At 67.8% G+C, this 15,824-nt stretch carries 15 protein-coding genes; 6 read left to right on the top strand and 9 right to left on the bottom strand.

The window, feature by feature from the left end:
- Positions 1–62 precede the first annotated feature (62 nt).
- From ACOQPE_RS09520 to ACOQPE_RS09505, 4 genes are all read right to left on the bottom strand, one after another.
- Complete coding sequence (locus tag ACOQPE_RS09520; protein WP_420608686.1) at positions 63–1,112, bottom strand: FAS1-like dehydratase domain-containing protein; 1,050 nt, start codon at positions 1,110–1,112, stop codon at positions 63–65.
- A gap of 20 nt (positions 1,113–1,132) precedes the next feature.
- On the bottom strand, positions 1,133–2,257 hold the full coding sequence (locus ACOQPE_RS09515) for a RidA family protein (RefSeq protein WP_420608685.1): 1,125 nt from the start codon (positions 2,255–2,257) through the stop codon (positions 1,133–1,135).
- Positions 2,258–2,420: 163 nt separating this feature from the next.
- Positions 2,421–3,209: an enoyl-CoA hydratase/isomerase family protein gene (locus ACOQPE_RS09510; RefSeq protein ID WP_420608684.1), complete on the bottom strand. Its 789-nt coding sequence runs from the start codon at positions 3,207–3,209 to the stop codon at positions 2,421–2,423.
- 89 nt (positions 3,210–3,298) lie between these two features.
- Positions 3,299–4,285, bottom strand: coding sequence for an LLM class F420-dependent oxidoreductase (locus tag ACOQPE_RS09505; protein ID WP_420608683.1), 987 nt, complete (start codon positions 4,283–4,285; stop codon positions 3,299–3,301).
- A gap of 110 nt (positions 4,286–4,395) precedes the next feature.
- Between ACOQPE_RS09505 and ACOQPE_RS09500 the strand changes: the two genes are divergently transcribed.
- The 4 genes from ACOQPE_RS09500 to ACOQPE_RS09485 all read left to right on the top strand — a co-directional run bounded on the left by ACOQPE_RS09500 (position 4,396) and on the right by ACOQPE_RS09485 (position 7,311).
- Entirely contained in the window at positions 4,396–4,566 is a 171-nt protein-coding gene (locus tag ACOQPE_RS09500) for a hypothetical protein (protein ID WP_420608682.1), read from the top strand.
- A 73-nt stretch (positions 4,567–4,639) separates the two neighbouring features.
- The gene (locus ACOQPE_RS09495) at positions 4,640–5,833 is read left to right on the top strand and encodes a steroid 3-ketoacyl-CoA thiolase (protein WP_420608681.1); all 1,194 of its coding nucleotides are present in this window, start codon (positions 4,640–4,642) and stop codon (positions 5,831–5,833) included.
- A 197-nt stretch (positions 5,834–6,030) separates the two neighbouring features.
- Positions 6,031–6,456, top strand: a complete 426-nt coding sequence (locus ACOQPE_RS09490) for a thermonuclease family protein (protein WP_420608680.1) — start codon at positions 6,031–6,033, stop codon at positions 6,454–6,456.
- 9 nt (positions 6,457–6,465) lie between these two features.
- Entirely contained in the window at positions 6,466–7,311 is an 846-nt protein-coding gene (locus ACOQPE_RS09485) for a ChbG/HpnK family deacetylase (RefSeq protein ID WP_420608679.1), read from the top strand.
- 16 nt (positions 7,312–7,327) lie between these two features.
- On the opposite strand, the gene ACOQPE_RS09480 is transcribed toward ACOQPE_RS09485, so the two are convergent.
- Positions 7,328–7,681 (bottom strand): SCP2 sterol-binding domain-containing protein, encoded by a 354-nt coding sequence (locus ACOQPE_RS09480; protein WP_420608678.1) that lies wholly within the window; start codon positions 7,679–7,681, stop codon positions 7,328–7,330.
- Complete coding sequence (locus ACOQPE_RS09475) at positions 7,678–8,550, bottom strand: PIG-L family deacetylase (protein ID WP_420608677.1); 873 nt, start codon at positions 8,548–8,550, stop codon at positions 7,678–7,680. Before ACOQPE_RS09475 ends, ACOQPE_RS09480 begins: the two co-directional genes overlap by 4 nt.
- A gap of 307 nt (positions 8,551–8,857) precedes the next feature.
- On the opposite strand from ACOQPE_RS09475, the gene ACOQPE_RS09470 reads away from it, so the two are divergent.
- Positions 8,858–10,939 carry a hypothetical protein gene (locus tag ACOQPE_RS09470; protein ID WP_420608676.1) on the top strand — a complete coding sequence of 694 codons (2,082 nt, stop codon included), beginning with the start codon at positions 8,858–8,860 and terminating at the stop codon, positions 10,937–10,939.
- 186 nt (positions 10,940–11,125) lie between these two features.
- On the opposite strand, the gene ACOQPE_RS09465 is transcribed toward ACOQPE_RS09470, so the two are convergent.
- The 3 genes from ACOQPE_RS09465 to ACOQPE_RS09455 form a co-directional block, all read right to left on the bottom strand.
- On the bottom strand, positions 11,126–12,376 hold the full coding sequence (locus ACOQPE_RS09465; protein WP_420608675.1) for a potassium channel family protein: 1,251 nt from the start codon (positions 12,374–12,376) through the stop codon (positions 11,126–11,128).
- Positions 12,377–12,528: 152 nt separating this feature from the next.
- Positions 12,529–13,770, bottom strand: coding sequence for a magnesium transporter (locus tag ACOQPE_RS09460; RefSeq protein ID WP_420608674.1), 1,242 nt, complete (start codon positions 13,768–13,770; stop codon positions 12,529–12,531).
- Between the two features lie 282 nt (positions 13,771–14,052).
- Complete coding sequence (locus ACOQPE_RS09455; protein ID WP_420608673.1) at positions 14,053–14,688, bottom strand: TlpA family protein disulfide reductase; 636 nt, start codon at positions 14,686–14,688, stop codon at positions 14,053–14,055.
- Positions 14,689–14,781: 93 nt separating this feature from the next.
- Between ACOQPE_RS09455 and ACOQPE_RS09450 the strand changes: the two genes are divergently transcribed.
- The gene (locus ACOQPE_RS09450) at positions 14,782–15,819 is read left to right on the top strand and encodes a hypothetical protein (protein WP_420608672.1); all 1,038 of its coding nucleotides are present in this window, start codon (positions 14,782–14,784) and stop codon (positions 15,817–15,819) included.
- The last annotated feature ends 5 nt before the right edge of the window (positions 15,820–15,824 follow it).

The following is a 15,824-nucleotide window of genomic DNA, read 5'->3' as shown; positions in this document are numbered from 1 at the left end:
CGTAGCGGCCCGCGAGCGCAGCGAGCTAGAGCGGCAAGCACAGGGCGAAGCTCGAGGCCGTGTCAGTTGGACGTCCAGGCGAGCTGAGCGAATGCCGGCGCCACGACAAGCTGCTCGCCGACCGAGACCGACAGGTCGACGCTGAAGCCTGCATCGTCGGATGTCGCGATCGTGCCAGCGCAGCCCACCGTCTCGCCGGCGCGCACCGGCGCACGATTGCGGTACGAGAGCCGGACCAGCCGGGCGCCGGGGCCTGCGGCCCGAAGCACGCACTCGGCCAGCAGCGCCCCCAGCATCTGGCCGTCGACCAGTGGTGCCGGAGCGCCCAGCCGGCGGGCGTGCGCCTCGTCATAGTGCAGGCGATGCCAGTCCCACGTGGCGGCGCCGTAGGCGACTATGTCCGCCAAGGCGATGTGTCGATGCAGCGGCCGCAGCGACCGGCCGGGGGTCAAACGTTGACGTGGCAGCGGCGTGGCGCCGTCGGCATGGTCCGCCGCGGGTTCCGCCGTTGCCGTCGCGCCATCGGCTGCCGAATCTTGGGGTCGTTTTCCCGCCGCCACCTCCGCTGTCTCCCCCGCAGGGTCTCGGGATCGCTCACCGTCTGCAGGCGGCGTGGCATCGGCATGTTCGTCCCCGGCGTCGGCGGCCGCAGGCTCGATCGGTCGGAAGATCATCGTCTCGGTGTTCGTGGCGAGCAGTTCGTCGCCAGCCGAATAGCGGGCCTCTGCGTTCACCAGCAGCAACGCTCCGCCGGCGCGATCGACCCGCTCCGTCGCATCGGCCAACGTCCAGGTCGTGGTGATGACGTCGTCGAAGCGGGCTGGCCGTTCGAACCGGTAGTCGTTGCCTCCCCGGAACATGGCGCATGGCACGGGTAGCGGCAGCTCCCAGGTGTGCCCGAGATACGAATTGCGGTCGGGGACGGCGCGACCGGTCAGCTGTGCCGTCTCGCAGATCAGTGTCGGCGGCGCTTCGTCGCGCCAGCGCTGCGGGTCGGCGCCGATGGCCAACGCGAAATAGCGAATGGACGCTCGGCTGAGCGGCTCGGGCGCCACATAGGTGTGCGTCGAGCCGAGCGCAGCGCGCACTTCGGGGGTCAGCAACTGCGTCATGGGAACGTTCGGGCCCGGCTTCAGGGCATCAAGGCGACGGCTTCCACCTCGATCAGCCACCGGCGGCTCAGCAGCCCCGACACCACGACACCGGTCGAGGCGGGGAATGGCCGGCCCATCATGCGCTGGCGCACCTCGCCGACGGCCCGGTAGTCGCCGACGCCGTCGGGCGTCACGTATTCGACCGTCTTGACGAGGTTGTCGATGGAGGTGCCGGCCATCTCGCAGATGGCGGCGATCTCTCCGTAGACAAACTCGGCCTGCCCGCCGATGTCGCCCTCGGCAACGGTCTCTCCGGTGCCGAGATTGAACGCCGTGGTGCCGGAGATGAACAGCAGCCCGCCGGCCTCCACGGCGGGGCTGAAGGTGAGTGACGAGTAGGCGTCAGCCAGGTAGGGCACCACCGTCTTGGGATGCGCCGACGCCCACACATCGAGCGCCACGAGCGCCCCGGGATGGGGAAGCTCAGGCATCAGCAACCCCGTTGATGACGGGAACTGCGGTGCGAGCAGCCGCCGGCGTGCCTCCGCGGTCTCGTTGTACTGGCGGCGGGTGGCCGCGGTGGTCTGCTGCACGATTCGTACGACGTTGCTCAAGTCCATGCCGTGGGGCTCGAGCCGGCGGCCGGCTTCTTCGAGCGCCCACTCGCACTGGCCGACGAAATCGCCCTCCAGCACCGCATTGCCGTCGTCGTCGACGGGCAGCACCTGGGGCACGTGCACCAAGCCGTCGACCTGCCCGGCTACCACCTCTACTTCCACCAGCGCCTCGGGTCGCACGAGCGATTCGACGATGAATGTCGCAGGGCGCACGCCGCCCATCGCCGAACCCAGGCTGTGAGGCCGCTGGGCCGCAATCGCATCGCGTTCAGGAGCCCCGGCCACCGTGATGTACTCGGTCACTTCAGAGCAGTCGCTGACGTCTCGCCCGGCTGCGTCGAGCACTGCTTCCACCTTGGCCCAGCACACGCTGGCCTGTTCGGCGCCGTCGCCGCGCACGGTGACCCGGCCCGACTCGGCGTCGTACGCGCCGGCGGTCTGCCCCGCCAGCCATGCAGCTCCCGAAGCGTCGATGCCCTGAGAGAATGAATACCGGCTGGTGTCCAGCCAGGGGAATGGTTCTGCTGTGATCTCCTGGGGGGGCATGGTTCGTGCTCCTCGCGCACAAACGGCGGCACGGCTGATGCCGCTCACACCTTGTCTAGTGCGCGCAAGCGTTCGACGCTAGGACGCCGGCGGCGGTACCGAGCGCACCGGCGAAGTTCCGCTGTGGGGCTGGGCTGCAGCCCCTTTACCCCGACGCGTGTGCTTAGTTGCCGGTGAAGTTCGGCGCGCGGCGCTCCACGAAGGCAGCGATGCCCTCACGGCCGTCATGTGTCAGCATGGCGTCGGTAATCGTCTTGCCTTCGAACTCGCCCGCCTGCTCGAGCGGGGAGTCGATGCCGTTGTAGATCACCCGCTTGGCGTGGCCCAGCGCCCACGCCGGGCCGTCGGCCAGCGACTGGGCCAACTCGGCGGTGGCAGCGTCGACCTCATCGTCGGGCACGACACGGTTGACCAGGCCCCACTGCTCGGCTTCCTCCGCAGACAGCACGCGGTTGGTGAGCGTCAGGTCGAGCATCCGGCGCAGCCCGATGTGGCGCGCCAGGAAGTACGACGACGTGCCGTCGGGAGTCACGCCGGCCCGGGTGTAGGCCATGGTGAACTTCGCCGACTCGCCCGCTATCACCAAGTCGAACGAGGCGGCCAGCGACATGCCGGCCCCGCCGACACTGCCGCCCACGCCCGCGACGAACGGCTTGGGCGTGCGGTTCATCTTGTTGATCGCCGCGTGCAGGTCGATGACCATGTCCGATGCGAGCTGGGGCAGACCGTCGCCCGCTGCGTGGAACTCCTTCAGATCGCCGCCAGCCGAGAACACCCGGCCTTCCGCGGTGACCGATGCAGCCTTGACTGCGTCATCGAACTCGATCTCGAGCATGACGGCTCGCAGCTCGCGTGAGAACTGCGGGTTGACGGCGTTGGCGCCCTCCGGTCGGTTGAACCGCACATGCGCGACGCCGTCACGCACTTCGTAGGTGATCGTCTCGAGGTCCATGTCTGCTCCTTGAAGAATGCGCGGACAGGTGAGCCCGATCCGGGCTCACCGGGAGGTTACGCGCCTGGGCAGCCCAGCGAATGAGCCGGCTAGCTGCGAGCGGCGGGCGACAGGTCGCGGGCGGCCTGGACTGGGTCGATGCCGCCGAACGGCATGATCGAGATAGCCGATACGTCGACACCGTTCGCGTGATAGCGGTCGATGTGCTCCCGGCAGGCTTCTGGCGGGCCATGCACCAGCAATTCGTCGACAACGTCGTCGTCGATCACCTCGAGCGCCCCTCGACGGTCGCCCTCAGACCAGCGCTCCCACATGGCGGCGAGCAGTTCGCCCCTGCCGAGCCAGCGATGGAACTCGGCATAGACGGGAACATTGAGATACGCGGCGATCGCCCGCTTGAAGCCCGCCCGAGCCACGTCGGCATCGGGATTGGGGCACACGAAGATCCGGGCGACCACCTCCTTGCCGTCACCGCCCTCATCGACATAGGGACGGACGGTGGCAACGTCGTCGGCCGAGAGCCAATTGATGATGGCGCCGTCGCCCTCGCTGCCAGCCAGCCGCAGCATGCCGGGCCGCAGGGCTGCCAGCAGGATCGGTGGCTGGATCTCGGGCGGGCGGCCGAGGCGAAAGCCGCTGATATCGAACGTGTCGTAGGTCTCGCTGATCCGTTCGCCTGTGAGCGCCTGGCGCAGGAATCGAGCGGTGTCACGTGTTCGCTTGAACGGCTCGTCGAAGGGGATGCCGTTCCAGCGTTCCACGATGACGTTCGACGATGCCCCGATGCCCATGGCGAAGCGTCCCGGCGCCGCCTCGCAGATGGCTGCGGTCTGCTGGGCCAGCAATGCAGGGCCGCGGGTGAAGGCCGGGATGATGGCGATGCCCAGCCGCACATCGGGCACCCATTGGCTGGCCAGCACCAGCGGGGTGAACCCGTCGGTGCCGTCGGCCTCCGAGCTCCAGAACTCGGTGTAGCCGAGATCTGCGAATTCGCGGTAGAGGTCGGCTTGGGCATGCAGCGGATCGCCGAAGGGAACGGTGATGCCGTAGCGCCAGTCGTGTCGATTGTCGGTCACGGCGCGCAGGCTAGTGAGCAGAGGCGAGGCGATTCCGTGAGGAGGCTCCGCAGTGCCCCGGAGGCGCACTGGGGGCTATTCGTGTCACACCCCCTGATCACACTGGGCACATGGCAGAACAGCTTGATATCGCACCTCAGCTCCGGCTGGTGTCAACCAGCCGGATGCCCCACCGGCTGAACCGGGCGACCCGCCAGGAAGGTCTGCGGGGCGTCGCTCGGGCACGGGCGGCGCTGGCCGCCACGACACGCCCGCCCGAGATCGATCTGCACGCCGCCTGATGCCGGCCGCAACAGGCCAATGCCGGCCAAACCATTGGGCGGGCAGTACGAAGGCGCAAGTACAGTGCCGGCCATGAGCAGCGCATCCGTGAACCAGCATCCCGACGACATCGTCATTGTCGACGCCGTCCGATCTCCCGTCGGCCGGCGCGGCGGCGACCTGAGCGGCATCCATCCATCCGATCTGCTCAGCGACGTGCTGACCTCACTGATGGAACGCACGCAGGTCGACCCGGGCAGCATCGGCCAGATCGTGGGCGGCTGCGTCAGCCAAGCCGGCGAGCAGACTGCCAACATTGCGCGCACTGCGTGGCTCGGCGCGGGCTATCCCCTGTCAGTTGCTGCCACCACCGTCGACGCGCAGTGCGGTTCGAGCCAGCAGGCCACCACGCTGGCGTACGGCCTCGTGCGCAGCGGCGTGGTCGACTCGGCCATCGGGTGCGGCGTCGAGTCGATGACGCGCAATCCGATGGGATCGAGCTACAAGAAGGGGCAGCGCACGGCTACCTCCCGTTACAAAGAGCACTACGAGTACACAACGCAGTTCCAGGGCGCCGAGCTCATGGCCAAGCAGTGGGGCATCAGCCGGGAAGAATGCGATGCCTATGGCCTGCGAAGCCAGCACAACGCCGCGCGGGCGTGGGCCGAAGACCGTTTCGCCACACAGATCGTCGAGATCGATGCGCCGGTGCTCGACGAAGACGGCAAGCCCACCGACGAAGTTCGCCACGTCGTGCGCGACGGCGGCATCCGGCCCACCACGGCGGAAGGCCTTGCCGGGATCTCGCCGGTGATGGACGGCGGCGTGCACACCGCCGGCAGCTCGTCGCAGATCAGCGATGGATCGGGAGCGGTTCTGCTCATGCGGGCCAGCCGTGCCAGCGAGCTGGGCCTGTGCCCGCTGGCTCGCATCGTCGACACCTGCCTGGTCGGCAGCGACCCGGTGCTGATGCTGACGGGGCCGATCGAGGCCACGAACTACCTGCTCGAGCGCAATGGCATGCAGATGTCCGACATCGACATCGTCGAGATCAACGAGGCATTCGCATCGGTCGTCCTCGCTTGGCAGCGCGAGGTGAACCCCGACATGGACGGGGTCAACCCCAACGGGGGCGCGATCGCGCTGGGCCATCCGCTGGGCGGCACCGGTGCGATCCTGCTGACCAAGGCGGTGCACGAGCTGCACCGGGCCGACAAGAACACAGCCCTCGTCACCATGTGCTGTGGTGGCGGGCTGGGCACGGGCACCATCATCGAGCGGCTCTGATCAAGCGCCGAGCAGCTTCCCTCGGTGCCTTCGCCGCAGCATGTGCGGCGGCCTGGGCCGGATGGCAGTACTTCGGCCCATCTGACGAAGCGACAGTTGCGCCTTCCGGCACGGAGGCGGCGGCAGCCGATGGCAGTGCAACCGCAGACTCTCCGGAATCGGAACTCGAGGCGGCAGCGCTGGAGCCGAACGCTGTCGTGCTGGCGGTGATCGACGGCGACACGATGGACGTCGACCTCGGCGGTCGCCGGACGACGGTGAGGTTCCTCGGCATCGACACCCCGGAGAAGACCGGCGGCTACCTGCCCGCCGAATGCGGCGGCGATGCGGCCACCCGACGGACGGCAGAGCTGCTCCCGCCCGGCACCGGGGTGCTGCTGCAGCGCGACCGAGAGCTCTATGACCGCTATGACCGGCTGCTGGCGTACGTATACCGGGCGTCCGATGGCCTGTTCGTCAATCGCTACCTCGTGCTCGACGGCTACGCCGGCACCATGCACTTCGAGCCCAACACAGAGCACCGGGCCGTGCTCGACGAGGCCCAAGCCGACGCTCGCGCCGCCGGCCGGGGAATCTGGGCCGACTGCGGCGGCCCGAACCGGCAACTCGAAGGTGCCCATTAGCGTGTCGGTGTGGCACCGCTGTCCCAGCGGCTCGGATACGGCCCCGACGACAGACTGCTGATCATCAGCGCGGCCGGACTCGGCGGCTGCCACGCGATGAACGAAGGCGTCTACGCCGCGCTGCGAGACGGCCTGGCAACCACGGGAACGCTGCTCGTGCCGTGCCCGTGGTCACGCGAGGCAGCAGCGAGGTTCCGGGGCGAGGACATCGGGGTCGCGCTCACGCTGAACGCCGAGTTCGAGCTGTACCGGTGGGGGCCGATCACCTACGGCCCGTCGCTGCTCGACGGCAACGGCGGGATGCCCAGCACGGTGGGCGATGTGTGGGACCACGCCGACCTCGACGAAGTCCGGCGGGAATGCCGGGCACAGATCGAGCGGGCAATCCTGTGGGGCTTCGACGTCACGCACCTCGACAGTCACCTCGACGTGCTCAGCGTGCGCCCCGAGTTCTTCGACGTGTACCTGGAGCTGGCAGTGGAGTTCGGGTTGCCGGTGCGGCTGATCTCCAGCGACGCCCGGCGTCAGCTCGGATTCCCCGCTGAGGATCTGCTCGGTTCCGAGGGTGTCGTGACCCCGGATCGGGTACTCCGCATCGCGCCCGGGGCCATGGGGCGGTACCGGCGGATCGAAGCGCTGCTCGACTCGCTCGAGCCGGGAGTGACCGAATTGCAGCTGCAGCCGGCGGCCGACCTGCCGGAGCTGCGATCGCTGACCGCCCAATGGGGATCTCGGGTGGAGGACCTGCTCCACTTGCGTGACAACGCTGAGCTGCGTGCCCACATCGAACGCAGCGGGATCCGGCTGATGGGATATCGAGCGCTGCGCCAGCTGCAGCGATCCGTTGCCGGCTGAGGGAACCCCGCTCTGCTCAGCCCGGCGAGCCCAGCGAACCCGCATTGCGCCAGGCTGGCAGCAGTTGCAGCCAGAGCGCCATGTCGCCGGAGACCTTGAGATCACCGGCCATGTAGTACCGGGCGGGATCGGCATCGCCGCAGACCACGTCGGCGGCGAGCTGCCACGGGGCCTCCAAGGTCAGATCAGCACCCCGGGTGGTCCCCGCAGACGCAGACGTCAGCACGCCGGATTCGAAGATCAGGCTCACGGCGACTTTGCCGTCGGGGCCGCCAGCGGTCTTCATCACGACGGTGCCCGACACGTTCCCCAAGGGCTCGTGGCCGGCGTCGGCCCACGCCGCAAGGAACTCGTCGTCGAGAAAGCTCATGGGCGCAGCCCTGCGAAGAGGTCATGCTCCATCGGCTCGGTCGCGATGCGCGACTCGAGCAGCATGTACTCCTCGTAGGGATGGATCGAGTCGGCGACGTCGTCGGGCAGGCCGAACCAGAACGGCGAGTCCGGATCGACTTGGGTGGCATGAGCCAGCAGCGCCTTGCGCCGGACCGCGTTGTTCACCTCGATGACCGCAGTGATGCGGTCGTCCCGGCTGGGTCGCCCCAGCCACTTCTCGTCGAACGGCGACTCAAGCCCGAGATCCAAGAAGGCCTGGTGGATCAGCTTCATGCGCTTGTGCGACCACACCGGCGCATACATCTTCATCGGCGTGAACGCGGGGCCGCACTCGGGGCGCCAGGCCGGTTCACCGGCGTGCGCGAATGCAGGGATGCAGATAGCGGTGACCTGCAGATGATCGGGATGCGGGTAGCGCGACTGCACCAGCGGGTAGGTCAGGATGACCTGCGGGCGCACCCGGCGGATCACGGTCACGAGCCTGGCGACCGCTTCGTCGAGGTCAGCATTGGCGAAGGCGTCTCGATGGGCGTTGGCTTCGGTATCGGGCATGCCCGAGTCGCGATAGCCCAGCATGACCACTTCGTCGTAGCCGATCTCAACCGCAGACGCGTCGAGCTCGGAGCGGCGGACTTCGGCGAGGTTTTCCTTCACCTCGGGCCGGTCCATCGCCGGGTTCAGGATGTCGCCCTCCTCGCCGCCGGTGCAGCACACGAGCGTGGTGCGGATGCCTTCATCGGCATACCGGCGGACGGTCCCCGCACCTTTCGACGCTTCGTCGTCGGGGTGAGCATGCACCGCGAGAATCGACAGTCCCGTGTCTGACTGTCCCGTGTCCTGTGACATCGGCGGTCAAGCTACCGGGGCACGCACGATGCTGACCGGAGGCAATGATGGTCCCGACGAAAGCCTGTCCAACCATGACGGGCAGGCTCACGCCCGGCAGACGCAGGTCCGGCTGGTCTGGTTGGTCCGGCTGTCCTGTGGTGGTGATCGCCGCGCCGGTGTCCCAGCTTCCCGTCAGGCCCTTCCATCGGACCATTGCCTGTTTGCAACTCATGCCGTACCCTCCCGTGGCTAATCGCTAGGCAGGAGTCGGTTGCTGATGAATACCCCCCCCCAGCGGAATGTCAGAGATCGCCTAGACAAGCCCATGCGTCGTTGGCTGGTGCTGCTGTTGACGGCGTCGCTGCTGGGGGCGACGTTGCTCGGCGCACCGTTCACGTCCGTGGCCGGCGCAGACGGCGGTACTGGGACTGACACCGCGCCGGAGGCGTGCGACACGGCTGACGCCATAAGCAAGGCGCGCGCCGCGTTCGACTGGCACGACCGCCATGGCTCGCTGACGCCGATGTTCTGGCGCATCCTCAACACGCTCGGCGCCGACAACCTGCCCGCCAAACCCGCCAACGTCACCGACGACACCATCACCGCCGCGGATGTGGAAACGTTCAGCAACGGCAAGACATGGACAGGGTGGCAGCCGATAGGCGACGCGCTCAAATGCACCGAAAAAGCCGCCGAAGACACCGACGACGGCTCAGACACCAGCGACGGCGAGAGCGCCGATCCGGCGCCGGAGGCGTGCGACACGGCTGACGCCGTCAGCAAGGCGCGCGCCGCGTTCGACTGGCACGACCGCCATGGCTCGCTGACGCCGATGTTCTGGCGCATCCTCAACACGCTCGGCGCCGACAACCTGCCCGCCAAACCCGCCAACGTCACCGACGACACCATCACCGCCGCGGATGTGGAAACGTTCAGCAACGGCAAGACATGGACAGGGTGGCAGCCGATAGGCGACGCGCTCAAATGCACCGAAAAAGCCGCCGAAGACACCGACGAGGGTGCCGGAGCCGACGACGGAACTGAAACCGACGACGGCCCAGACACCGGCGACGAGGACGGACAGGACACCGATCAGGACACACAACAGCAACAGCAGCAGTCCTCTCAAGACCAGCAGAGCCAGCAGGACTCGCTGCAACAGGAGAGCCAACAGGACCAGGTGGCGTGCTCGCTGGAGTGGGCCGGCAACGGCGGCAGCGACACGGTCACGGTTCGTGAGGGCCGCGACGCGTTCTCACACATCATCGTGCGCGGCACGGAGACGACATGCGAGACGAACGGTTTTTCACCCCGGCATGTGTGCGCCCGTGTCCAAGTCGGCGGCAACCTCCAGGGCCAGACGCCGCACGCCAGCCATGTGTATCTCAACTCGCTGGGCTTGTGGTACGACAGCCAGCACACCGGCACTGCACCGCACGTAGTGCAACATGCTGTCGGCTCGCGCTGGGGCGGCGAGTGCAGCGGCTCGATCAACTGGACCGAGGCGGCTTCGGCATCGGGACACCACATAACCGTCCGCGGTTCGGTCGAGGACGACAGCGTCGTCGCCGACCACAAGGTCCAGTTCGAGATCTGGGCGGCCAACAATGGCGGGCTGCGATCGAACCCGGTGCTGTACATGCAGATCTCCGACAACGACACGCCGTGCACCGGCTGGGACAGCAGCGACATCAGCATCGGCGAGGATGACTACCGCGAGGTGAAGCTCAGCAACACTCCCGCCGGCTGCGGCGATTTCGACTCGACCATCACCCTCGACATCGATGTCGTGGCATCGCACAACGGCACCAAGCCGTACCGGGACGGCTGCACATCGGACCGGTACACCCACGGCGACGATGTGGGCGTCCTCGGCATCGTCATCAACACCAAGAACGGCTGGCTGCAAGCAAGCCCGTGCGACGACAACACCATCGTCGAGCGGCAGGTCATCATCCGCGACACCAACCCGGCAGGCGGCGCTGCGACAAAGACCATCACCATCACCGACGACGACAGCTACCACCCGATGTCGCCCACTTGGGTGTATGTCCGGCGGCAGTCCGGCTCGACGGGGCAGACTCCGCCCTACAACGCCTACATCAGCGTGCAGACGGGCCGCGCCTACTACGAACCGTACCGACTGCTCGTCCTCCAGACCGGAGCAGCGCACCCGCAGCCAAACAAGAACTCGTTCATCGACGATGGCGCCACGATCACGATAAACGTGCCCGCCGACGACGACGGCTTTACGCCCAAGTACAAGTGGTACGACAACATTAGGGTTGATTGCCACCGCAACGGCCCCGGCTGGGTACAGGTACACGTCTACAGGGAAAACGGCCCGAAGTTCGACACGTCCACGATCTACCGCGACGGCGGCGACAAAATCCAAGTTTGCTGGTGACCGAATCGGATCCCGCACGGCCACGCGACGACACGAGCGGGGCAGTCATTACCGGCAGGTGACGCTGCCAAGTTGTCCCCGCACAGCACAACCCGGGATCCGACCCGTCGGCTTCGGCGGTCCGCTGATGCAGCGCCAGCGCTGTGCCAGCGGACCGTCCCGCGGCTCCGACAACAAGCCCGCCGGTCAGCTGACCGGCGTGAGTTCGATGTGCCCGGTTTCCTCGTCGATGTCCATGGAATAGCCGCAGATCGCAGCGAGGCGGTCGCGACCCTCCTCGGGACCCGAGGCGATCAGCTCGTCGCCCACCCACAGCCGCACGGTGCGAGGCGGGTTGTAGATGTAGCTGGCAGCACGGCGGATGGCCAGCACGTGATAGCCGGGATCCACGGCCAGCCCGAGCGCCCCGAGCGTCGAGTCGTCGGCCTGTGAACCGGGTGCAACCGGCACCTGCACGACGACATCGTCGGTGTCGCCGAGCGCGAGCGCGAGCACAGGGTGAATGTCCTCATCCTCGAGCACGAGCGAGGTGATGTTGCGGGCCTGGTCGCCGATGTCCTCGGCCGCCTCGGCGACGTGCAGCAGACCACGCAGCCCCGCCGGGTCCGCGTCAGACACCTGGGCGACATCGGCCGCCGCTCGCAGCACCCACGTCTGCATAGACGCCTTCATCCCGTCGAGCCGCTCCTGCATCGAGCGCACCTCTCGGGCCAGCGACAGGTCGTCCAGCACGAGTGCCGAATAGGCCAGCCCGATAGCTGCCTCGGAGAGGTTCTTCATCTCCACCAAGGTGTCCACCGCTCGGTCGAGGTCGCTGAGCGCATGGTCGTCGTCGGGCTCGGGCGGATTCCAGCGCTCCATCGCGGCAAGCTCCCGCAGCCGGACGATGCCTGCCGGGTCGCCACGCATGAACAGCACGTCGCCAGGCTCCACAATGCTGTCGCCGCCGACATCGGTCAGCCAGTGGCGACCCCGCTGGATGGCCACCACCCGCATGCCGACCGCCACTGGCAGCTCCATGTCGCGCAGCGGCCGATTCGCCAAGTGGCTGCCGGCGGCCACGACCAGCCGGTGCGAGACCTCGGCCGCCTGGGCCAAGTCCACGATGAGGGCTCGTGGGATGCCCAGGTGATGCAGCACGATCTTGGAGATGTCCACTGCGGCGTTGGCGATCTGCTCGATCGACGACACCACCTGCAGCACCGAGCTCATGCCGTCCACCTCGCGGGGGTGGCGCACGGCCAGCATCGCCAGCGACCGCATCTCGTGCACGAGAGCCGACATGTCCACCTCGAGGCCCAGCACGGCATCTGCCATGCCTTCGTCGTCGAAGTAGAGCGCGGCATAGGCCAGATCGACCATGAGCTCTGAGGCGTCTTTGGCCTCCGAGAGCATGGACTTGAGGTTTCGGGGTTTGTCTTCGGGGTCTGATCGCATTTCAGATCGTCAGCCAGCGGCGCGACGAGCTCCATTCAGCTTGGGGACACGTAGTGCCGCCGCACTAAGCGTAGGCACAGCGGCACGAGGGCGAACAAGGCGAATACAACCGCACGCACACCGACGGCCACGACGGCGCTCTACAGCAGCGGTCACGACAAGCCCACCCAGCTCACGGCGAGCACGAGCGCGGCGGCGCCCGCGAGGTCAACGGTGCTGTTCACGAGCGGGATGCCGTAGGTGTCGGGATCGACACCGATGCGCGTGGCCACGACCGTGCCGTAGTAGGCGATGACACCTGCCAGCGCTGTCGCGATCATGCCGCCGATGAGCGAGATGGCCACGAGCCGCAGCAGTCCTGGCGTCGAGAGCGAGAAGAGCGTGCCGAAGGCGCTGGCAAGCAGGCCGTTGAGCACGAAGACGGGCACGGTCAGGGCGAAGGCGAACAGCATGTCGAGGCGGGCGCCGCGCTGCGGCAGCGCTCGGGGCTCGATGACGCCGAGATGCAGCTTGGTCGACAGCCGGCTCGACAGGATGCAGCCGATGGCACCCGCCGCAGCGAGGCATGCGGGCACCAAGATGAGCACCGCCCGCTTGTCGACAAAGTCCTCGAGGCGGTGCTCGATCACGACTCCGGCCACGATGAGCAGCAGCCCGCCCAAGCCCAGGACCGGAACCGATTCTCGCAGGATCTGCCAGAGCTGCTCGAGCCCCGAACGCCACGCCCAGAACATGGCCGCGGCAGCTCCGACAACGCTGGCGATCGCGAGGAGCGGCGTGAGGACGGTGATGCCCACGAGATAGCTGGCCAAGAACAGCGCCGGCAGCGTGACCGCATCGCCGACTGCCGAGATGAGCGGCGCGCTCACGTTGTCGAGGTCCCAGCCGCGTCGGGTAGAGCTGGCTGCGAGCCCGAGCGTGACAACGAGCACAACGATGGAGGCGAGCTGGGCGCCGACGACCGAGACCACGATGAGGTCGGTGACCCCGATGATGTCGGATAGGCCGAATACCGGTGCCAGCACGTTGGTCATGACGCCGAGACCCACAGCGGTCACCAGCGTCAGCACGGCAGCCGCAATGACGTTCTGACCCACGATCGTGTCGCTTCGGGCAGTGGCCCGGAACGTGCCTGCGTGAATGGTCGTTGCGAGGCGGCTGCCCAGCGCGCCGAAGATGTCGCCGCGCATGCCGATAGCCGCAGGCACCAGCACGAGCAGGCCCGGCAGGCGCTCAAGCGTGCCGGTGACCGCCGCGAGCAGCACGCCCGCCGCCGTGGCGGTCAGGCTGCTGACGGCAAGGGCGGTGAGGCTCTGGCGGGCCCCTGTGGCGTCGGGGCCGAACAACCCGCGCAGGAAGCCCAGCGGGTGCAGCCGGCGTACAGGGCGGAGCACGCGGGTTCGTCCGAACGCCCCGGCCCGACCAGCGAGTCGGACACTCTCACGACCCAGCCGGAGGCTCTCGCGGCGAAACCTGGTGCTTTCGCGGCGAATCCGCCTAGTTTGCGCGATGTGCGGGGTCCTCCCGGGCGCGCGAGGGGCATGGCTGGGAGCGCGCTTCGACGAGCGCCGCGGCGCGGAATCGCCCTCGGCCATATGCCAAGGGTGGCAGCCTCACCGGTGAATGCGCGCGTTAGTGCGCCCGCTATGGCATCTGTGTCGCGCCATTCGGGTCCTTTATGAGGCTGGTTCAAGCAGTGTGGTGAAGAAGGCCGCCAGCTCGGGCGCGCCGCCTGGGATGTTGCCGGCGAACCGCAGCACCACTTCGTTGCCGGCATCGACGGCGACGAGGTACGGCACCGACACCAGGCCGAATGCGTCAACGACCGACATCGCCGGCGTGTCGGCCACGACGGGGTGCTGCCAGCCTTCGTCACGCAGCCACTGGTCGGGCGGGTGGTTGCCGCGTGTGGCGTCTTCGAGCACCGACACCGCGTAGAAGTCCACGCCAGCGGGCAGCTCGTTCGTCTCCAGCCAGCCGGTGAGGTCCTCGACCTCGTTCTGGCAATGCGGGCACCAGTGGGCGTAGAAGGCCACCACCATCGGGCGCCCCTGGTTCTCGATGCGAACCTCGGCACCGGTGAGCAGATCCGCGCCGACAACCAAGGGCGCCTGCCGGCCGACAGCGGGGTCGTCTTCCAGTTGCTCGAATTGCGGCAAGGCTGTGCCGGACACCTGCGTCCGGTCGGGTGCAGCACCGATCGGTGTCGTCGTTGCAGCAGCGGCGTCAGTCGCGGCGGGTGCTGACGCATCGTCGCCGCCGCATGCAGCAGCCAGCAGCACTGCGCACAGACATATCGCCACTCGTCGCACCGCCGTCAAGGCTAGGCACGACGCGGACCTCACCCGACGTGGCCCTGCAGCTGTGCCCGGGGCGTGCCGGGCGGTCGGTGGCAGACTGAGCCCGTGGAGACCCGCCAGCTCGAATCGACACCCGGCTTCGTCATCTTCGACCTGCCAGGCGCCCAGCACTACGTCGGGGAGGCCCGCCTCGGCAGCCGCCTCATCCCCGGCAACGCGACGATGCTGGTCCGGCATCTGACCTATGTCTTCGCCACGCTGGAGCAGCAGCGCAGCGGCGCCAGCATCGGCCTGAAGTCCGACCCCACCGATGCCACCGGGGCCGTGGAGGCGCTGGCGGACGAGTTAGCCGACGACTTCTCCAGCGGGCGCCTCTCGACCAGCCCGGGTCTGCGGCTTGATGCTGAGCTGCTGGCACCGGTGCTGGCCCACGACCAGCGCAATCTCATCGGCAACGACGATCGCGACGGCATCTCGTTCAACCACGAGCTCATCGGCGTCGGGGCTGCTGCAGCGGCAGCCGGCCTGCTCGGCGGTCTCGACGGTAAGCACATCGCGATCGAGGGATTCGGACCGGCAGGGTTGGGCATCGCACGAGAAGCCGCCGCGGCAGGGGCGAGCATCGCGCGCATATCCACAGCGAAGGGTTGTGCGAATGGCCAGCTCGACCCGGTGGCACTTGCGGAGGCCTGGCTGGCAGACGGCGAGATGTGTGTGGCAACGCTGTCGGGAGACAACGAGCCGGCCAAACCGTGGACGGTCTGGAAAGACGACGTCGACGTGCTGTTCTGCGGCTCGAAGCCCGGTGCGATGTCGGGCGATGGCGCGTCCATGGCCGGTTCTACGCCGGTGGTCGCCTTCTCGTCCGCCGCGGTGTCATCCAAGGCCCTCGCAGTGCTGCGCGCAGCGGGCACGCCGGTTGCGGCCGACTTTGTGGCTGCCGCGGGTCCGGCATTGGGCTGGTGGGCCGATCCTGTGCTCACACACGACGACCTGCGTTCGGCGACGGCCGACACGGTGAACGCCGTCATGTCCGAAACCGCCGACCACGACGACGGGCCGTTCATGGCCGCCTGCTACCGAGCCGAGGCCTTTCTGCGAACGTGGCAGGACGATCTGCCCTTCGGCCGCCCGCTGGGCTGACCCGG

The organism is Candidatus Poriferisodalis sp. (genome assembly GCF_965219595.1).
GTDB lineage: Bacteria > Actinomycetota > Acidimicrobiia > Acidimicrobiales > Poriferisodalaceae > Poriferisodalis.
The sequence above is the reverse complement of the archived record's forward strand: the minus strand, read 5'-3'. Positions and strand labels throughout refer to the sequence as shown.